The organism is Enterobacter cloacae complex sp. SHL022, from assembly GCF_049237785.1.
GTDB classification, from domain to species: Bacteria; Pseudomonadota; Gammaproteobacteria; order Enterobacterales; family Enterobacteriaceae; genus Enterobacter; species Enterobacter hormaechei_C.
In genome coordinates this window covers 327165-346521 of record NZ_JBMKJH010000002.1, presented here as the reverse complement: position 1 = coordinate 346521, position 19357 = coordinate 327165, and the positions used below count along the sequence as shown (strand labels likewise).

Genomic DNA, 19357 nt, shown 5'->3' with positions numbered 1-19357 from the left:
GCATGGCCTTTAACAGTCCGATCTGGAGTTAAAATGTCCTCACGTAAAGAGCTTGCTAATGCTATTCGTGCGCTGAGCATGGACGCAGTACAGAAAGCCAAATCCGGCCACCCGGGTGCCCCTATGGGCATGGCTGACATCGCCGAAGTCCTGTGGCGTGATTTCCTTAACCACAACCCGCAGAACCCGGCATGGGCAGACCGCGACCGTTTCGTGCTGTCTAACGGCCACGGCTCTATGCTGATCTACAGCCTGCTGCACCTCACTGGCTACGATCTGCCAATCGAAGAGCTGAAAAACTTCCGTCAGCTGCACTCCAAAACTCCAGGTCATCCGGAAGTAGGCTACACCGCTGGCGTTGAAACCACTACCGGTCCGCTGGGTCAGGGCATCGCTAACGCCGTAGGTATGGCGATTGCAGAGAAGACCCTGGCGGCGCAGTTTAACCGTCCTGGCCACGACATCGTTGACCACTTCACCTACGCCTTCCTGGGCGACGGCTGCATGATGGAAGGCATTTCTCACGAAGTGTGCTCCCTGGCAGGCACCCTGAAGCTGGGTAAACTGGTTGCGTTCTACGACGACAACGGTATCTCCATCGACGGTCATGTTGAAGGCTGGTTCACTGACGACACCGCAGCACGTTTCGAAGCCTACGGCTGGCACGTTGTGCGCGGCGTTGATGGCCACGATGCTGACTCGATTAAACGTGCCGTAGAAGAAGCGCGCGCCGTGACCGACAAACCGTCCCTGCTGATGTGCAAAACCATCATCGGCTTCGGTTCTCCGAACAAAGCGGGCACTCACGACTCCCACGGCGCACCGCTGGGCGACGCGGAAATTGCACTGACCCGTGAAGCGCTTGGCTGGAAACACCCTGCCTTCGAAATCCCGTCTGAAATCTACGCTCAGTGGGATGCGAAAGAAGTGGGTCAGGCGAAAGAAGCGGCCTGGAACGAGAAGTTCGCGGCTTACGCGAAAGCCTTCCCACAGGAAGCGGCTGAGTTCACCCGTCGTATGAAAGGTGACATGCCGTCTGACTTCGACGCCAAAGCGAACGAGTTCATCGCGAAGTTGCAGGCGAACCCAGCCAAGATCGCCAGCCGTAAAGCATCTCAGAATGCGATCGAAGCGTTTGGCCCTCTGCTTCCAGAATTCCTCGGCGGCTCCGCTGACCTGGCACCATCAAACCTGACCCTGTGGTCCGGATCTAAGCCAATCAACGAAGATACTGCCGGTAACTACATCCATTACGGTGTACGTGAGTTCGGTATGACTGCGATTGCCAACGGTATCGCTCTGCACGGTGGTTTCCTGCCGTACACTTCTACCTTCCTGATGTTTGTGGAATATGCACGTAACGCCGTGCGTATGGCTGCGCTGATGAAACAGCGTCAGGTGATGGTCTACACCCACGACTCCATCGGTCTGGGCGAAGATGGTCCAACTCACCAGCCAGTAGAGCAGGTGGCTTCCCTGCGCGTGACCCCGAACATGAGCACATGGCGTCCATGTGACCAGGTTGAATCTGCGGTGGCGTGGAAGTACGGCGTTGAGCGTCAGGATGGCCCGACCGCGCTGATCCTCTCCCGTCAGAACCTGGCGCAGCAGGAGCGTACCCCAGAGCAGCTGGCAAACATCGCGCGCGGTGGTTACGTGCTGAAAGATTGCGCAGGCCAGCCTGAGCTGATCTTCATCGCGACCGGTTCTGAAGTTGAACTGGCCGTTGCCGCATGGGAAAAACTGACTGCCGAAGGCGTGAAAGCGCGTGTGGTTTCTATGCCTTCTACCGATGCGTTCGACAAGCAGGATGCCGCGTACCGCGAATCCGTACTGCCTAAAGCGGTCTCCGCTCGCGTGGCAGTGGAAGCGGGTATCGCAGACTACTGGTTCAAATACGTGGGTCTGAACGGCGCTATCGTCGGTATGACCACGTTTGGTGAGTCTGCGCCAGCTGAACAGCTGTTTGAAGAGTTCGGCTTCACCGTTGAAAACGTTGTCGCTAAGGCGAAAGAACTGCTGTAATTGTTTGTCCGGTGCGGGCTGATGCCCTCACCCTGGCTCTCTCCCACGGGGAGAGGGAGAATAAAGTAGGCCGGGTAAGCGCTAACGCGCCACCCGGCTTTTTTGTAAGCATTATTCCACCCAAAATGTGACGCAAGTCATATAGCTCGCTTATTCATCTGGACAGACATTCCTTTTATTCCCCGATTCGCTTATTCTTGCTGAAGCGTTTCAGTCGATTAAATGTTCGACAATTGACCAATCAATCGCAGTTTGTGACAGCAAGGATTCCCCTTCGGGCGTCGCTGGATTACTCTTTCAGCCACCTCAAACTCAGGGATAGCTTTGCAGGAGATCTATGACCGTACGCGTAGCGATTAATGGCTTCGGTCGCATCGGGCGCAACGTGGTTCGTGCTTTATATGAATCCGGGCGTCGTGCGGAAATCACCGTGGTGGCAATCAATGAACTGGCGGATGCTGCGGGCATGGCACATTTGTTGAAATATGACACCAGCCACGGTCGCTTTGCCTGGGATGTTCGCCAGGAAAGGGAACAGCTGTTCGTCGGTGACGATGCCATCCGCGTGCTGCATGAGAACAGTATTGAAGGGCTGCCCTGGCGCGAACTGGGTGTGGATGTGGTGCTGGACTGTACCGGCGTGTACGGTAACCGTGAACATGGCGAAGCGCATCTGAATGCTGGCGCGAAAAAAGTGCTGTTCTCCCATCCCGGCAGTAACGACCTCGACGCCACCGTCGTGTTTGGTGTTAACCAGCACGAGCTGCACGCTGAACACCGAATTGTCTCCAACGCCTCCTGCACCACCAACTGCATTATTCCGGTCATTAAACTGTTAGACGATGCTTATGGCATTGAATCCGGCACCGTGACCACGATTCACTCCGCCATGCACGATCAGCAGGTAATCGACGCCTACCATCCGGATTTACGACGCACTCGCGCGGCGAGCCAGTCAATCATTCCGGTGGATACGAAACTGGCTGCCGGGATCACCCGTATTTTCCCGCAGTTTAACGATCGTTTTGAAGCGATTGCCGTGCGCGTTCCGACGATAAACGTCACCGCAATCGATCTTAGCGTGACGGTGAAAAAACCGGTAAAAGCCTGTGAAGTCAACCTGTTGCTGCAAAAAGCGGCACAGGGAGCATTTCATGGTATAGTTGACTATACGGAATTACCGTTGGTCTCAGTAGATTTTAACCACGACCCGCATAGCGCCATCGTGGATGGCACGCAGACGCGAGTCAGTGGTGCGCACCTCATCAAGACGCTGGTCTGGTGTGATAACGAATGGGGCTTTGCTAACCGAATGCTCGACACCACGTTAGCCATGGCCGCGAAAGGTTTCAGGTAGAGCGCACCTTGCGCTTGCAAAACTTTAAGAATCAACGAGAGGATTCACCATGTCTGTAATTAAGATGACCGATCTGGATCTGGCAGGTAAACGCGTTTTCATCCGTGCCGATCTGAACGTACCGGTTAAAGATGGCAAAGTGACCAGCGACGCGCGTATCCGTGCATCTCTGCCAACCATTGAACTGGCTCTGAAGCAGGGCGCTAAAGTGATGGTCACCTCCCACCTGGGCCGTCCAACTGAAGGCGAGTACAACGAAGAGTTCTCTCTGCTGCCGGTTGTTAATTACCTGAAAGACAAACTGTCCAGCCCGGTTCGCCTGGTGAAAGATTACCTGGACGGCGTGGAAGTTGCCGAAGGTGAGCTGGTTGTTCTGGAAAACGTTCGCTTCAACAAAGGCGAAAAGAAAGACGACGAAACCCTGTCCAAAAAATACGCTGCGCTGTGCGACGTATTCGTGATGGATGCATTCGGTACGGCTCACCGTGCGCAGGCATCTACCCACGGTATCGGTAAATTCGCAGACGTCGCCTGTGCAGGTCCGCTGCTGGCTGACGAACTGGAAGCGCTGGGTAAAGCACTGAAAGAACCTGCTCGTCCAATGGTCGCTATCGTTGGTGGTTCTAAAGTTTCTACCAAACTGACCGTACTGGATTCTCTGTCCAAAATCGCTGACCAGCTGATCGTTGGCGGTGGTATCGCGAACACCTTCGTTGCTGCGCAAGGCCACAACGTGGGTAAATCCCTGTACGAAGCGGATCTGGTTGACGAAGCCAAACGTCTGCTGGGTACCTGTGATATCCCGGTTCCAACTGACGTTCGCGTGGCAACCGAGTTCTCCGAAACTGCTACCGCAACCCTGAAATCTGTTAACGACATCAAAGATGAAGAGCAGATTCTGGACCTGGGCGACGTTTCTGCACAGAAACTGGCTGAAATCCTGAAAAACGCAAAAACTATCCTGTGGAACGGTCCTGTCGGCGTGTTCGAATTCCCGAACTTCCGCAAAGGGACTGAGATCGTGGCTAACGCAATCGCAGACAGCGAAGCGTTCTCTATCGCAGGCGGTGGTGACACCCTGGCAGCAATCGACCTGTTCGGTATCGCTGACAAGATCTCCTACATCTCCACTGGTGGCGGCGCATTCCTCGAATTCGTGGAAGGCAAAGTTCTGCCAGCAGTAGCAATGCTCGAAGAGCGCGCTAAGAAGTAAGCCATTCAGGGGCAGGGAAACCTGCCCAATTTTCAGCGCGCTTATCAGAGCTCGCACCATTTCTAACGGCCGAAGATACAGGACTAAGCAACATGTCTAAAATTTTTGATTTCGTAAAACCTGGCGTTATCACTGGTGATGACGTACAGAAAGTGTTCCAGGTAGCTAAAGAAAACAACTTCGCTCTGCCAGCAGTTAACTGCGTGGGTACCGACTCCATCAACGCCGTACTGGAAACTGCTGCTAAAGTTAAAGCTCCAGTTATCGTTCAGTTCTCTAACGGTGGCGCTGCGTTCATCGCAGGTAAAGGCGTGAAAACTGACATTCCTCAGGGTGCTGCAATCCTGGGCGCTATCTCTGGCGCACATCACGTTCACCAGATGGCTGAGCACTACGGTGTTCCGGTTATCCTGCACACTGACCACTGCGCGAAAAAACTGCTGCCATGGATCGACGGTCTGCTGGACGCGGGTGAAAAACACTTCGCAGCAACCGGTAAGCCACTGTTCTCTTCTCACATGATCGACCTGTCCGAAGAGTCTCTGGAAGAAAACATCGAGATCTGCTCTAAGTACCTGGCGCGTATGTCCAAAATGGGCATGACCCTGGAAATCGAACTGGGTTGCACCGGCGGTGAAGAAGACGGTGTGGACAACAGCCACATGGACGCTTCTGCACTGTACACTCAGCCAGAAGACGTTGATTACGCTTACACCGAGCTGAGCAAAATCAGCCCACGCTTCACTATCGCAGCGTCCTTCGGTAACGTACACGGCGTATACAAACCAGGTAACGTGGTTCTGACCCCGACCATCCTGCGTGATTCTCAGGAATACGTGTCCAAAAAACACAACCTGCCGCACAACAGCCTGAACTTCGTCTTCCACGGCGGTTCCGGTTCTTCTGCTCAGGAAATCAAAGACTCCGTAAGCTACGGCGTAGTGAAAATGAACATCGATACCGACACCCAATGGGCAACCTGGGACGGTATCCTGCAATACTACAAAACCAACGAAGCTTACCTGCAAGGTCAGCTGGGCAACCCGAAAGGCGAAGACCAGCCGAACAAGAAATACTACGATCCACGCGTATGGCTGCGCGCTGCCCAGACTTCTATGATTACTCGTCTGGAGCAGGCATTCAAAGAACTGAACGCGGTTGACGTTCTGTAATTTGAGCTGTTCATAGCGTCAAGAAGGTCCGCATATGCGGGCCTTTTTTTATGCTTTTTCAATATCCTGCAATACCTGATTTTGTGATCTGTTTGGCAAAGCCGGTGCTTTTTGTTTACCCTTTACTGACCTGCCTGTCTCCATGGGGGATGGATTTTGTGTTTTGGTTTAACAAAAGGAAGAATAAATGGAACAACTTGATGTTGTAGACAGCATCAATAACGCGGGTAACTGGCTGGTGCGCAACCAGGCGCTACTGCTGAGCTACGCCGTGAATATTGTTGCCGCTATTGCCATCATCATTGTCGGGATGATCGTGGCGCGTATCGTTTCGAACGCTGTCAACCGGGTGATGGTCGCACGACACATTGATGCCACAGTCGCCGATTTCCTCTCCGCGCTGGTCCGTTACGGCATTATCGCCTTTACGCTGATTGCGGCGCTGGGGCGTGTCGGCGTGCAGACGGCATCCGTCATCGCTGTGCTCGGTGCTGCCGGTCTGGCCATTGGTCTGGCATTGCAGGGTTCGCTGTCTAACCTGGCGGCGGGCGTATTGCTGGTGACCTTCCGTCCGTTCCGTTCCGGTGAGTATGTGGATCTGGGCGGTATTGCCGGTACCGTGTTGCAGGTTCAGATTTTCTCCACGACCCTGCGTACCGTGGATGGTCGCATTGTGGTAGTCCCGAACGGGAAAATCATTGCGGGCAATATCATTAACTTCTCCCGCGAGCCGGTGCGTCGTAACGAGCTGATCATCAGCGTGGCGTACGACTCCGATATCGATCAGGTGAAGTCGCTGATCGCCAACATCATTGCCTCTGACGATCGCATTCTGAAGGACCGCGAGCAGACCGTTCGTCTGAACGAGCTGGGCGCGTCATCTATTAATTTTGTGGTGCGCATCTGGAGCAAAAGCAGCGATCTGCAAAACGTTTACTGGGATGTGCTGGAGCGCATCAAGCGTGATTTCGATGCCAACGGCATCAGCTTCCCGTACCCGCAGATGGACGTAAACGTCAAAAAAGTCAAAGAAGCAGAGTAACGTCTCCCGTAGGCCCGGTAAGCGTCAGCGACACCGGGCTTTTCTTTTATTAGCCCGGCTAATCCCCAATTAATATTATCCATTTCCTCTAATGACGTTCCCGCAGTATAGTCTGCCCCAGGACAACTCTGCGAGAATGACGTCATGTTATCTTATTATTTTCAGGGGCTTGCGTTAGGTGCGGCCATGATCCTTCCCCTTGGTCCACAAAATGCGTTCGTGATGAATCAGGGCATTCGCCGCCAGTATCATCTGATGATTGCCCTGCTGTGTGCGGTGAGCGATCTGCTGCTGATTTGCGCCGGGATTTTTGGCGGCAGCGCCCTGTTGATGCAGTCGCCGTGGCTGCTGGCGCTGGTTACCTGGGGCGGCGTAGCGTTTCTGCTGTGGTACGGGTTTGGTGCCCTGAAAACGGCCATGAGCAGCAATCTTGAGCTGGCGAGCGCCGAAGTGATGAAGCAGGGGCGCTGGAAGATTATCGTCACCATGCTCGCCGTGACGTGGCTTAACCCGCACGTCTACCTTGATACCTTTGTGGTGCTGGGCAGCCTGGGCGGACAGCTGGACGTTGAGCCGAAACGCTGGTTTGCGCTCGGTACGGTCAGCGCCTCCTTCCTCTGGTTCTTCGGTCTTGCGATCCTGGCGGCGTGGCTGGCGCCACGACTGCGTACCGCCAAAGCACAGCGCATTATCAATACCCTGGTGGGGCTGGTGATGTGGTTTATTGCCTTCCAGCTGGCGAAAGAGGGCATTCATCACGTACAGGGATTGTTCAACTAAGCGTTGTCTTATGGACATCTGAACAAGACCCGCTAAGCTTGCTGGCATGAGCCCTGTTAACAGGGCACTCTTCGCAACATGGAGGAATGACAGTGAAGTTTAAGGTGATGGCCCTGGCGGCATTAGTAAGTTTAGGTGCGGTGTCGGTGCAGGCGAATGAACTGCCGAACGGCCCGCACATTGTCACTTCAGGCACGGCAAGCGTGGATGCGGTACCGGATGTTGCAACCCTGGCAATTGAAGTGAACGTGGCGGCGAAAGATGCTGCTTCCGCCAAGAAACAGGCAGACGATCGTGTTGCGCAATACCTCTCTTTCCTGGAACAGAACGGTGTCGCGAAAAAAGACATCAGCTCTGCGAACCTGCGTACCCAACCGGATTACGACTACCAGAACGGCAAAAGCATCCTGAAAGGCTATCGCGCCGTGCGTACTGTAGAAGTGACCGTGCGCCAGCTTGATAAGCTCAACGGATTGCTGGATGGTGCGCTGAAGGCAGGGCTGAACGAAATTCGTTCCGTCTCGCTGGGCGTTGCGCAACCGGAGAAATATAAAGACGAAGCGCGTAAAGCGGCGATAGATGATGCCATTCATCAGGCGCAGCAGCTGGCTTCCGGCTTCAAGACCAAGCTCGGTCCGGTTTACAGCGTGCGCTACCACGTTTCAAACTACCAGCCAAGCCCGATGGTGCGGATGATGAAGGCGGACGCCGCGCCGGTTTCTGCTCAGGAAACCTACGAGCAGCCAACCATTCAGTTCGACGATCAGGTCGATGTGGTGTTCCAGCTGGAGCCAACTCAAACTCAGCAAACTGAGGCGGCTAAGGCGCAGTAGTTTGCCCTCACCCTAACCCTCTCCCACAGGGAGAGGGAATTCAAGCGATTAATCCTGTCTCAACACCTTATGCCCAAACGCCAGCAGCGCGTCGGTGACGTTGCGCATCATGCGGCTTTCCGGGGCAAAACGGTGCCAGTACAGCATCCGACGCTGATACAGCCCCGGCGTTAAGTCAATCAGCTCACCGCTTTTCAACTCTTTCTCAATCTGCAAATGCGGGATCATGCAGCAGGTCGTGCCCTGACGCGCGAGCTGTACGAAGGCTTCGGACGAGTTAACGATATGACACGGCACGCTGCCCGGCGGCAAATCGAAGTTTTGTTGCAGGAAGGCCTGATGCATATCGTCCAGATGGTCGAACGCGACGGCAGGGGCTTTCAGCAGCGCGGCGCGAGTCACGCCGTTCGGGAAGTAGCGCTCTGCAAAGGCTTTTGACCCGACAAACAGGTAATCCAGCGCGCCCAGCTGATCCACCAGACAGCTTGGCAGCGCCTGCGGCTGAATACTGACCGCCCCAACCACTTCGCCACGGCGCAGGCGTTCCTGAGTGCGGGTCTCGTCTTCAACCTGAAGGTTCAGGCGGATTGGGGAGTCGGCCAGCACCGGCGCAAGGGCCGGCAGCAGCCAGGTTGCCAGACTGTCGGCGTTCACCGCCAGCGACAGCAGCAGCGGCGTGGAGCCGGTTTGTTCATCGCCCAGCCATTCATCTTCCAGCAGTTCAACCTGACGCAGCAGGGCGAGGAGCTTTTGTCCTTGCTCTGTCGGACGCGGCGGTACGGTACGCACCAGCAGCGGCTGCCCGAACATGTTTTCAAGCTGTTTGATACGCTGTGATACGGCGGACTGGGTGATGCACAGCTTTTGCGCCGCGCGCTCAAAACCGCGTTCACGAATAACTGCATCAAGTGCCTGTAGTGTTCTGTAGTCCGGACGTTTCATTGCTCTGGCTGACTCCTTAATTTTGCTTAATCTGCACTATGACACAATTTTCCCTTCGTGGCAGACGAAATCCATTCGACGTGTTCTATAATGCGCCCTGAGTTTTCACACCACAGGCAAAACGATCATGACGCAGGATGAACTGAAAAAAGCAGTAGGATGGGCCGCTCTCCAGTACGTACAGCCGGGTACCATTGTCGGTGTTGGTACGGGGTCGACGGCGGCGCACTTTATCGATGCGCTGGGCACGATGAAGGGGCAGATCGAGGGCGCGGTTTCCAGCTCCGATGCTTCCACGGAAAAGCTGAAAAGCCTCGGCATCACCGTTTTCGACCTCAACGAAGTGGACCGTCTGGGCATTTACGTTGATGGCGCGGATGAAATCAACGGCCACATGCAGATGATCAAAGGCGGTGGCGCGGCGCTGACCCGCGAAAAAATCATCGCTTCCGTGGCGGATAAGTTCATCTGCATCGCGGACGCCTCCAAGCAGGTCGACATTCTGGGGAATTTCCCGCTGCCGGTCGAAGTGATCCCGATGGCGCGCAGCGCGGTTGCCCGTCAACTTGTGAAGCTGGGCGGTCGTCCGGAATACCGTCAGGGTGTGGTGACCGACAACGGCAACGTGATCCTCGACGTTCACGGCCTTGAGATCCTCGATGCCATTGCGCTGGAAAATGCGATCAACGGCATTCCAGGCGTTGTTACCGTAGGGTTATTTGCCAACCGTGGCGCGGATGTGGCGCTGATCGGCACCGCTGACGGCGTGAAAACCATCGTAAAATGATCTGACGGGGGGAGTCCTCCCCCCGCTAAAAAATTTTTGAAACGCTAAATTCGGTGACTTGTGTCACGTTTTTATGTCTCTTTTGCCGATCCTTCCGCGTTTGTAAATTTCCATAGCATTTTCCTCTGCCATTTTGCGCTGTATGACTTTCCTTCAGCGTACTGACGCAAACGTTCATATTGCTGCAATAGTTTTTTTTGATATGTTGGCTACAGCGGATTTATATCCAGCACAACATCAGTTCAGACAAAAACAGGGTCGGGTAAATGGCAAAGGTATCACTGGAGAAAGACAAGATTAAATTCCTGCTGGTCGAGGGCGTGCATCAAAAAGCAATCGATAGCCTTCGTGCGGCAGGTTACACCAACATCGAATTTCACAAAGGCGCGCTCGATACCGAAGAGCTGAAAGCGTCCATCCGTGATGCCCATTTCATTGGCCTACGATCCCGTACCCAACTGACTGAAGACGTTATTGCTGCGGCGGAAAAGCTGGTGGCGATTGGCTGTTTCTGCATCGGCACCAACCAGGTTGATCTGAATGCCGCCGCAAAACGCGGTATCCCGGTCTTTAACGCGCCGTTCTCTAACACCCGTTCCGTGGCGGAGCTGGTAATTGGCGAGCTGCTGCTGCTGCTTCGCGGCATTCCGGAGGCTAACGCCAAAGCGCACCGCGGCGTGTGGAATAAGCTGGCTGCGGGCTCCTACGAAGCCCGTGGGAAAAAGCTCGGGATTATCGGTTACGGCCATATCGGTACGCAGCTCGGTATTCTGGCGGAATCTCTCGGCATGCACGTGTTTTTCTACGATATCGAAAGCAAGCTGCCGCTGGGTAACGCGACGCAGGTGCAGCATCTTTCTGACCTGCTGAACATGAGCGACGTGGTAAGCCTGCACGTGCCGGAAAATGCGTCCACCAAAAACATGATGGGCGCAGAAGAGCTGGCGCTGATGAAGCCGGGCTCTCTGCTGATCAACGCCGCGCGCGGTACGGTGGTCGATATTCCTGCACTGTGCGACGCGCTGAAGCGTAAACATCTGGCGGGTGCGGCGATTGACGTGTTCCCGACGGAACCGGCCACCAACAGCGATCCGTTCACCTCTCCGCTGTGCGAGTTCGACAACGTGATTCTGACGCCGCACATCGGCGGTTCTACTCAGGAAGCGCAGGAGAATATCGGCCTGGAAGTGGCGGGTAAACTGAGTAAATATTCCGACAACGGTTCAACGCTCTCTGCGGTGAACTTCCCGGAGGTGTCTCTGCCGCTGCACGGTGGGCGTCGTCTGCTGCACATCCACGAAAACCGTCCTGGCGTGCTGACCGCCATCAACCAGATCTTTGCCGAGCAGGGCGTTAACATTGCTGCGCAGTATCTGCAAACTAACTCGCAGATGGGTTATGTGGTTATTGATATTGAAGCGGATGAAGACATCGCCGAGAAAGCATTGCAGAGCATGAAGGCCATTCCGGGGACGATTCGCGCGCGTCTGCTGTACTGATGGTGCGGTCTGTGGTGTCGGGTGGCGCTTACGCTTACCCGACCTACAATGTTCGATGATTTATGTAGGCCGGGTAAGGCGTAGCCGCCACCCGGCTTTATTCTACCAGGTCCAGGTTTTACTGGGCGTCACCACCGCCGGCAACGGCACATCCCATTTCTCTACGGGTAATACCTCCACGCCCTGGCAATCATGCGCATACCCCACCGGCTGCAATCCGTACTGCTGCCAGTTTTGTAGCGTCCTGTCGTAGAACCCCCCGCCCATGCCTAATCGCTGGCCCTGCTCGTCAAACGCCACCAGCGGCGTAATCAGCACATCCAGCCCGGAAAGCGGGAGCACATCGCGCACGTCGAGTTTGGGTTCTGTGATTTTCAGACGATTTACCACCAGCTCGCTGTGCGGATGGTAGTGCAGAAACAGCAGATTGCCTCGGCTAAAGGGATGTAGCACCGGCAGATAAACTTTTTTCCCGGCGCGCCAGAGCTGGTCGATAAGCGGTTGGGTATCCAGCTCACCATCAAACGAGAGAAACAGGGCGACGGTGTTTGCCATCACCACAGGCGGATAGGCCATCATGCGGGCGGCGGCCTGCTGGGCAAAATGTGCCTGTTGCTCGGCGCTTAAGGCGCGACGACGCTGGCGAATAAGCTGACGGATGTCCTGGCGTGAAGCAGAAACTTCAGGGAATTGAGTCATGGTAGTCGGTAGAAGAAAAGAGAGGGAATCTCCGAGATGCCGCCGCAGGCTGTAACCCTTGAACCCTTGGTTCAAGGTGAATGTGTCGTCATAGTTTTAAGGCTTCTCGGACGGACCGAGCGTGCTCACCAACCATGGAGCGCCACATTCTTGTGGTATGAAATATCGGCTCAGGGGACTGGCCCGCTTGCGAACATCTCAGAGAAATTTTGTCTTCACAGTTACTCTACCATAGTCAACTGAGAAGTGTTATTCAAACTTTGGTCCCGGTCTTTCGGGACTGCGACCTTGATCAAGCAATGCCTGTTCTATGGTCTGCTGGAGCATTTTAATGCGCTGCTCCATGCTTGCCGCGTAATCGCGGGTCTTCGCTTTTTCCTGAGTCAGTTCATAGCTGATGTTCAACGCGGCGATGAAAACCAGCTGCTCAGTATTTGTGACTCTAGTGCGTTCTTTTAGATCTTGCAACCGCTGATTCAAATCGTCCGCAGCCTGATTCAAGGCATCCCTTTGTTCAGGCGGACAATTCACTCGCAGTGAACGGCCAAAAATCTGGAGATCGACGGGTTGTGCAGACATGCCACCTTCCTGCTGATTGACTGCGCTGCCTTCGCTTACTGCCCCGGGGGCTGCGAAGGGGCGACACTATAGCTACCCTGATGTGAAGATACAAGCCCTTTTCTGGTATCACCAGGGTCCAAAGTGGTAGCATATCATGAATATCCTCCCTTTGATGACGAATGCGTATGTCTATACAGAACGAAATGCCTGGTTACAAGGATTTAAACCAGTTACTGAACCAGCAGGGAGTCGGTCTGACCCCTGCCGAAATGCACGGTCTGATCAGCGGCATACTGTGCGGCGGAAACAGCGACAGCTCATGGCAGCCGCTGATCCACGACCTCACCAACGAAGGGCTGGCGTTTGGCCACGAACTGGCGGAAGCGCTGCGTAAAATGCACGCCGCAACCAGCGATTCCCTGGAAGACGATGGCTTTCTTTTTCAGCTTTATCTGCCTGAAGGCGACGATGTCAGCGTCTTCGATCGCGCCGATGCGCTCGCGGGTTGGGTAAACCACTATCTTCTTGGCCTGGGCGTAACCCAGCCTAAACTGGATAAAGTGACCGGCGAAGCGGGTGAAGCGATCGACGATCTGCGTAATATCGCCCAGCTCGGCTACGATGAAGACGAAGACCAGGAAGAGCTGGAAATGTCTCTCGAAGAGATTATCGAGTACGTGCGCGTGGCGTCTCTGCTGTGCCACGACAACTTTACGCGCTCGCAGCCGACCGCGCCGGAAGTTCGCAAGCCAACATTACACTAAGAAAAATAACGCACAGGAGGGTGTCATGGTTATCTCCAGTCAAGAGTATTCTCGCCGTCGTCAGGCGCTGCTGGCAAAAATGCAGCCGGGAAGCGCTGCCCTGATTTTCGCCGCGCCGGAAGTGACGCGCAGCGCCGACAGCGAATACCCCTATCGCCAGAGCAGTGATTTCTGGTACTTCACCGGGTTTAACGAGCCGGAAGCGGTACTGGTGCTGATTAAAAGCAATGACACCCACAACCACAGCGTGATTTTTAACCGCGTGCGCGATCTGACCGCGGAAATCTGGTTTGGCCGCCGCTTAGGGCAGGAGGCGGCGCCGGAAAAACTGGGCGTGGACCGTGCGCTGGCCTACAGCGAAATCAACCAGCAGCTTTACCAACTGCTGAACGGCCTGGACGTGCTCTATCACGCGCAGGGCGAATACGCGTATGCGGATGACATTGTCTTCACCGCGCTGGATAAGCTGCGTAAAGGCTCACGTCAGAATTTGTCTGCACCCGCCACCCTGACGGACTGGCGTCCGATGGTGCATGAGATGCGTCTGTTTAAGTCTGAAGAAGAGCTGAACGTGATGCGCCGCGCGGGCGAAATCAGCGCCCTGGCGCATACCCGCGCCATGGAAAAGTGCCGTCCCGGTATGTTCGAGTACCAGCTTGAAGGCGAAATTCACCATGAATTTAACCGTCACGGCGCGCGCTTCCCGTCCTATAACACCATCGTAGGCGGCGGTGAAAACGGCTGCATTCTGCACTACACCGAAAACGAAAGTGAACTGCGCGACGGCGATCTGGTGCTGATTGACGCGGGCTGTGAATATCAGGGTTACGCGGGCGACATCACCCGTACCTTCCCGGTGAACGGTAAATTCACCACCGCGCAGCGTGAAATCTATGACATCGTGCTTGAGTCTCTGGAGACCGCGCTGACGCTGTTCCGCCCTGGCACCTCCATCCAGGAGGTTACGGGCGAGGTGGTGCGCATCATGATTACCGGGCTGGTGAAGCTCGGCATTTTGAAAGGCGATGTGGACACCCTTATAACCGAAAACGCCCATCGTCCGTACTTTATGCACGGCCTGAGCCACTGGCTGGGGCTGGATGTGCATGACGTCGGGGCATACGGTCCGGAACGTTCGCGCGTGCTGGAGCCAGGCATGGTGCTGACCGTTGAGCCTGGGCTGTACATCGCGCCGGATGCCGACGTGCCAGAACAGTACCGCGGGATCGGCATTCGCATTGAAGATGACATCGTCATCACCGAAACCGGTAACGAAAACCTGACCGCGACCGTGGTGAAAAAAGCCGACGACATCGAGGCGCTGATGGCGGCGGCACGCGTATGAGCGTGATCATCGTTGGCGGAGGCATGACCGGCGCTACTCTGGCGCTGGCCATTTCGCAGTTAACCAAAGGCCAGCTTCCGGTGCATCTTGTTGAGGCGGTTGCGCCGCAGGCGGCCGATCATCCCGGCTTCGATGCCCGCGCCATCGCGCTGGCCCAGGGAACCTGCCAGCAGCTTGCGCGCATTGGCATCTGGCAGGCGATAGCGGACTGCGCGACGGCCATCGGCACCGTTCACGTCAGCGATCGCGGCCACGCCGGGTTTGTGACGCTGGATGCCCACGATTACCGAATTGAGGCACTGGGGCAGGTCGTCGAGCTGCATGACGTGGGGCTGCGGCTGTTCCGTCTGTTACAGGATGCCCCTGGCGTCACGCTGCACTGTCCGGCGCGCGTCGCCAGCTTCAGCCGCCGTGACGAGGCCGTCAGCGTGACGCTGGACAACGGCACCACGCTGGAGGGGCAACTGCTGGTGGCGGCAGATGGTTCACGCTCCGCGATCGCCACGCAGTGCGGCGTCGAATGGCGCTCTGAACCCTATGGACAGGCGGCGGTCATCGCTAATGTCTCTACGGCTGGCGCGCATAACGGCAGGGCATTTGAGCGCTTCACGGAGCACGGCCCGCTGGCCATGCTGCCGATGTCGAACGGGCGCTGCTCGCTGGTATGGTGCCATGCGCAGGATCGGGCCGATGAGGTTCTCTCCTGGTCCGACGAACGTTTTTGTTCCGAGCTGCAAAAGGCCTTCGGCTGGCGGCTTGGGCGCATCACCCACGCCGGAAAACGCGTGGCCTATCCGCTTGCGCTGACGACCGCATCGCAGACTGTCTCCCATCGCGTCGCCCTGGTCGGCAACGCCGCGCAGACGCTACACCCCATCGCCGGGCAAGGCTTCAACCTTGGCCTCCGTGACGTGATGAGCCTGGCCGAGCTCCTGGCCCGGACGTGGAGCGAACAACAGGATTGTGGCGCATACTCAGTGCTGAGCCATTACCAGAAACGACGCCAGGCGGACAAAGCGGCGACCATTGGCGTCACCGACGGTTTAGTCCACCTGTTTGCCAATCGCTGGGCACCGCTGGTTGCGGGTCGCAACCTTGGGCTTATGGCGATGGAACTGTTCATTCCGGCACGTGACGTGCTGGCGCAGCGGACCCTGGGTTGGGTCGCGCGTTAAGGAGTATTGACCGTGCAAAATGTTGATGTCGCCATTGTGGGCGGCGGAATGGTAGGACTGGCGCTGGCTTGTGGTTTACAGGGCAGCGGCCTGCGCGTGGCCGTGCTTGAGCAAAAAGCGCCGCAGCCTGTGGCGCAGGATGCACCGCCAGAGCTTCGCGTCTCGGCGATCAATGCCGCCAGCGAAAAGCTACTGACGCACCTTGGCGTCTGGTCTGAAATCGTGGCGCTCCGTGCCAGTTGCTATCACGGGATGGAAGTGTGGGACAAAGACAGCTTTGGCCGTATCGCGTTTGACGATGAAAGCATGGGTTACAGCCACCTTGGACATATCGTTGAAAACGCGGTGATCCACCACGCGCTGTGGCAGAAAGCGCAGCAGTGCAGCGACGTCACGCTGATCGCACCGGCGAAACTTCATCAGGTGGCGTGGGGCGAAAACGACGCGTTTATCACTCTTGAAAGTGGCGATATGCTGACTGCGCGTCTGGTAGTGGGTGCCGACGGCGCTAATTCCTGGCTCCGTAACAAAGCGGATATTCCGCTGACTTTCTGGGATTACCGTCATCACGCGTTGGTGGCCACAATCCGCACCGAAGAGCCGCACGGCGGCGTGGCGCGCCAGATTTTCCATAATGACGGCATTCTGGCCTTCCTGCCGCTTGCCGATCCGCATCTCTGCTCCATCGTCTGGTCCTTAGAGCCGGAGAAAGCGCAGCAGATGCAGGAGACGACGCCGGATGCCTTCAGTCAGGCGCTATGCGTGGCGTTTGATAACCGTCTGGGCCTGTGCGGGCTTGAAAGCGAACGCCAGACGTTTCCGTTAACCGGTCGCTACGCGCGTCAGTTTGCCGCGCACCGTCTGGCGCTGGTGGGGGATGCGGCGCATACCATTCATCCGCTGGCCGGGCAGGGAGTGAACCTCGGCTTTATGGACGCGGCTGAGCTGGTTGAAGAGCTGCGTCGCCTGCATCGGGAAGGCAAAGATATTGGTCAGCATCTGTATCTGCGTCGCTACGAGCGCAGCCGCAAACACAGTGCGGCGATGATGCTGGCGGGTATGCAGGGCTTCCGCGAGCTGTTTGCCGGAGCGAACCCGGCGAAAAAACTGCTGCGCGATATTGGCCTCAAACTGGCCGACACCCTTCCCGGCGTAAAACCGCAGCTTCTTCGTCAGGCAATGGGCCTCAACGATCTTCCCGACTGGTTACGTTAATCTCGATCCCCGTCACACTTTATTTTCCCGGCCTCCGCGCCGGGGAAATTTCCTCGTTTGAAATAATCTAATTTCACGTCATTTTTCGCATTAGAAAATCTAATCTTACTATTTTTATGTTACGGAAATTCGGCCCATTTTTCCGCATGAAATATCAGCATCTGCTAAATCCTGTTAGATCATTGTTAATTTTATGCGGGTTTAATCGCATTTTCCCAGTGAATAACTCTGTAGGCTTTTCAGCGATTTTTGGTCATAAGCTAATGTGATGACCCGTTTTACCTTATGGTTAACCGCCGGTTTCGGTGGTAAGTTCAGGTAAAAGAGAACGTTTGCGTCGGCCCCCGATCGCGAGGCCGACACCGGGTTTCACGGTGAATTTTTCAACGAGGAAAAGATGGCTCAACAGACTCCTTTGTACGAACAGCACGTGTTATGCGGTGCCCGCATGGTGGACTTCCACGGCTGGATGATGCCGCTGCACTACGGCTCGCAGATTGATGAGCACCACGCGGTGCGCACCGATGCCGGTATGTTCGACGTGTCTCATATGACGATTGTCGACCTGCGCGGTAGCCGCACCCGGGAGTTTTTGCGTTATCTGCTGGCAAACGACGTCGCCAAACTGAAGACGCCGGGCAAAGCGCTCTATACCGGTATGCTCAATGCCTCTGGCGGCGTGATTGACGACCTCATCGTCTACTACTTCACCGAAGATTTCTTCCGCCTCGTTGTAAACTCCGCCACCCGCGAAAAAGACCTCTCCTGGATTTCCCAACACGCTGAACCTTACGCCATTGACATCACAGTCCGTGACGATCTGTCGCTGATTGCCGTACAGGGGCCAAACGCCCAGGCGAAAGCCGCGTCTCTGTTCAGCGACGAGCAGCGCAAAGCCACCGAAGGCATGAAGCCATTCTTCGGCGTGCAGGCGGGGGATCTGTTTATCGCCACCACCGGCTACACCGGTGAAGCGGGCTATGAAATTGCCATGCCAAACGAGAAGGCCGCTGATTTCTGGCGTGCGCTGGTGGAGGCAGGTGTGAAGCCTGCGGGCCTGGGCGCGCGCGATACGCTGCGTCTGGAAGCGGGGATGAACCTCTACGGTCAGGAGATGGACGAAGGCGTCTCTCCGCTGGCCGCCAACATGGGCTGGACCATCGCATGGGAACCGGCTGACCGTGATTTTATTGGTCGTGAAGCGCTGGAGATGCAGCGCGAGAAGGGCACTGAACAGCTGGTAGGCCTGGTGATGAAAGAAAAAGGCGTGCTGCGCGGCGAGCTGCCGGTGCGCTTCACCGATGCCGATGGCAATCATCGCGAAGGCGTGATCACCAGCGGAACGTTCTCCCCGACGCTCGGCTACAGTATTGCCCTGGCACGCGTGCCGGCGGGGATTGGCGAAACGGCGGTGGTGCAGATCCGCAACCGCGAAATGCCGGTCAACGTGACCAAACCGATTTTTGTTCGCGCCGGTAAGCCGGTCGCCTAACTATTTTTATCAGGAGAACTTCAATGAGCAATGTGCCAGCAGAACTGAAATACAGCAAAGAACACGAGTGGCTGCGCAAAGAGGCGGACGGCACTTACACCGTTGGGATCACCGAGCACGCGCAGGAGCTGCTGGGCGACATGGTGTTTGTTGACCTGCCGGAAGTGGGCGCAACCGTGAGCGCAGGCGATGACTGTGCGGTGGCGGAATCCGTTAAAGCGGCCTCTGACATCTACGCCCCGGTAAGCGGTGAAATTGTTGCCGTGAACGACGCGCTCAGCGACTCCCCGGAGCTGGTGAACAGCGAACCGTATGAAGGCGGCTGGATCTTCAAGATCAAAGCCAGCGACGAAGCGCAGGTTGCCGCGCTGCTGGATGCGACCGCGTACGAAGCACTACTGGAAGACGAATAAGCCATTTCCCTCTCCCCTTGGGGAGAGGGTAGGGTGAGGGGAA

18 protein-coding genes and 1 other RNA gene are annotated in these 19357 nt (G+C 56.1%); 15 read left to right on the top strand and 4 right to left on the bottom strand.

The window, feature by feature from the left end; translation table 11 throughout:
• Window positions 1-33: 33 nt before the first annotated feature.
• From tkt to ACOTZD_RS05815, 7 genes are all read left to right on the top strand, one after another.
• Window positions 34-2025, top strand: a complete 1992-nt coding sequence (tkt, locus tag ACOTZD_RS05845) for a transketolase (RefSeq protein ID WP_003860074.1) — start codon at window positions 34-36, stop codon at window positions 2023-2025.
• Window positions 2026-2362: 337 nt separating this feature from the next.
• Window positions 2363-3382 carry an erythrose-4-phosphate dehydrogenase gene (gene epd / locus ACOTZD_RS05840; RefSeq protein WP_003860076.1) on the top strand — a complete coding sequence of 340 codons (1020 nt, stop codon included), beginning with the start codon at window positions 2363-2365 and terminating at the stop codon, window positions 3380-3382.
• A gap of 49 nt (window positions 3383-3431) precedes the next feature.
• Complete coding sequence (pgk, locus tag ACOTZD_RS05835) at window positions 3432-4595, top strand: phosphoglycerate kinase (protein ID WP_003860077.1); 1164 nt, start codon at window positions 3432-3434, stop codon at window positions 4593-4595.
• 92 nt (window positions 4596-4687) lie between these two features.
• Window positions 4688-5767: a class II fructose-bisphosphate aldolase gene (gene fbaA, locus ACOTZD_RS05830; protein ID WP_003860079.1), complete on the top strand. Its 1080-nt coding sequence runs from the start codon at window positions 4688-4690 to the stop codon at window positions 5765-5767.
• Window positions 5768-5954: 187 nt separating this feature from the next.
• Entirely contained in the window at window positions 5955-6809 is an 855-nt protein-coding gene (mscS, locus tag ACOTZD_RS05825) for a small-conductance mechanosensitive channel MscS (RefSeq protein WP_003860082.1), read from the top strand.
• 144 nt (window positions 6810-6953) lie between these two features.
• Complete coding sequence (argO, locus tag ACOTZD_RS05820) at window positions 6954-7589, top strand: arginine exporter ArgO (RefSeq protein ID WP_003860085.1); 636 nt, start codon at window positions 6954-6956, stop codon at window positions 7587-7589.
• A gap of 92 nt (window positions 7590-7681) precedes the next feature.
• Window positions 7682-8422 carry an oxidative stress defense protein gene (locus tag ACOTZD_RS05815; protein WP_155023615.1) on the top strand — a complete coding sequence of 247 codons (741 nt, stop codon included), beginning with the start codon at window positions 7682-7684 and terminating at the stop codon, window positions 8420-8422.
• Between the two features lie 48 nt (window positions 8423-8470).
• On the opposite strand, the gene argP is transcribed toward ACOTZD_RS05815, so the two are convergent.
• Window positions 8471-9364 (bottom strand): DNA-binding transcriptional regulator ArgP, encoded by an 894-nt coding sequence (gene argP, locus ACOTZD_RS05810; RefSeq protein ID WP_003860089.1) that lies wholly within the window; start codon window positions 9362-9364, stop codon window positions 8471-8473.
• Window positions 9365-9491: 127 nt separating this feature from the next.
• On the opposite strand from argP, the gene rpiA reads away from it, so the two are divergent.
• Window positions 9492-10151 (top strand): ribose-5-phosphate isomerase RpiA, encoded by a 660-nt coding sequence (gene rpiA / locus ACOTZD_RS05805; RefSeq protein WP_003860091.1) that lies wholly within the window; start codon window positions 9492-9494, stop codon window positions 10149-10151.
• Window positions 10152-10417: 266 nt separating this feature from the next.
• A complete protein-coding gene (gene serA / locus ACOTZD_RS05800) occupies window positions 10418-11650 on the top strand; it encodes a phosphoglycerate dehydrogenase (RefSeq protein WP_032610090.1) in 1233 nt (410 codons plus the stop codon).
• A 102-nt stretch (window positions 11651-11752) separates the two neighbouring features.
• On the opposite strand, the gene ACOTZD_RS05795 is transcribed toward serA, so the two are convergent.
• The 3 genes from ACOTZD_RS05795 to zapA form a co-directional block, all read right to left on the bottom strand.
• Window positions 11753-12349: a 5-formyltetrahydrofolate cyclo-ligase gene (locus tag ACOTZD_RS05795; RefSeq protein ID WP_032610088.1), complete on the bottom strand. Its 597-nt coding sequence runs from the start codon at window positions 12347-12349 to the stop codon at window positions 11753-11755.
• 24 nt (window positions 12350-12373) lie between these two features.
• Window positions 12374-12557: non-coding RNA, 6S RNA (ssrS, locus tag ACOTZD_RS05790), on the bottom strand.
• Between the two features lie 41 nt (window positions 12558-12598).
• The gene (gene zapA / locus ACOTZD_RS05785; RefSeq protein ID WP_003860096.1) at window positions 12599-12928 is read right to left on the bottom strand and encodes a cell division protein ZapA; all 330 of its coding nucleotides are present in this window, start codon (window positions 12926-12928) and stop codon (window positions 12599-12601) included.
• 167 nt (window positions 12929-13095) lie between these two features.
• Between zapA and ACOTZD_RS05780 the strand changes: the two genes are divergently transcribed.
• The 6 genes from ACOTZD_RS05780 (at window position 13096) to gcvH (ending at window position 19314) form a co-directional block, all read left to right on the top strand.
• Complete coding sequence (locus ACOTZD_RS05780) at window positions 13096-13674, top strand: YecA family protein (protein WP_003860099.1); 579 nt, start codon at window positions 13096-13098, stop codon at window positions 13672-13674.
• A 31-nt stretch (window positions 13675-13705) separates the two neighbouring features.
• Window positions 13706-15019 carry a Xaa-Pro aminopeptidase gene (gene pepP, locus ACOTZD_RS05775; protein ID WP_086527952.1) on the top strand — a complete coding sequence of 438 codons (1314 nt, stop codon included), beginning with the start codon at window positions 13706-13708 and terminating at the stop codon, window positions 15017-15019.
• Window positions 15016-16194 (top strand): 2-octaprenyl-6-methoxyphenyl hydroxylase, encoded by a 1179-nt coding sequence (ubiH, locus tag ACOTZD_RS05770; RefSeq protein ID WP_003860103.1) that lies wholly within the window; start codon window positions 15016-15018, stop codon window positions 16192-16194. Before pepP ends, ubiH begins: the two co-directional genes overlap by 4 nt.
• Before the next feature lie 12 nt (window positions 16195-16206).
• Window positions 16207-17409, top strand: coding sequence for an FAD-dependent 2-octaprenylphenol hydroxylase (gene ubiI, locus ACOTZD_RS05765; RefSeq protein ID WP_022651816.1), 1203 nt, complete (start codon window positions 16207-16209; stop codon window positions 17407-17409).
• 397 nt (window positions 17410-17806) lie between these two features.
• Window positions 17807-18901 (top strand): glycine cleavage system aminomethyltransferase GcvT, encoded by a 1095-nt coding sequence (gene gcvT / locus ACOTZD_RS05760; protein ID WP_003860107.1) that lies wholly within the window; start codon window positions 17807-17809, stop codon window positions 18899-18901.
• Window positions 18902-18924: 23 nt separating this feature from the next.
• On the top strand, window positions 18925-19314 hold the full coding sequence (gene gcvH, locus ACOTZD_RS05755) for a glycine cleavage system protein GcvH (protein ID WP_006811885.1): 390 nt from the start codon (window positions 18925-18927) through the stop codon (window positions 19312-19314).
• Window positions 19315-19357: the final 43 nt, after the last annotated feature.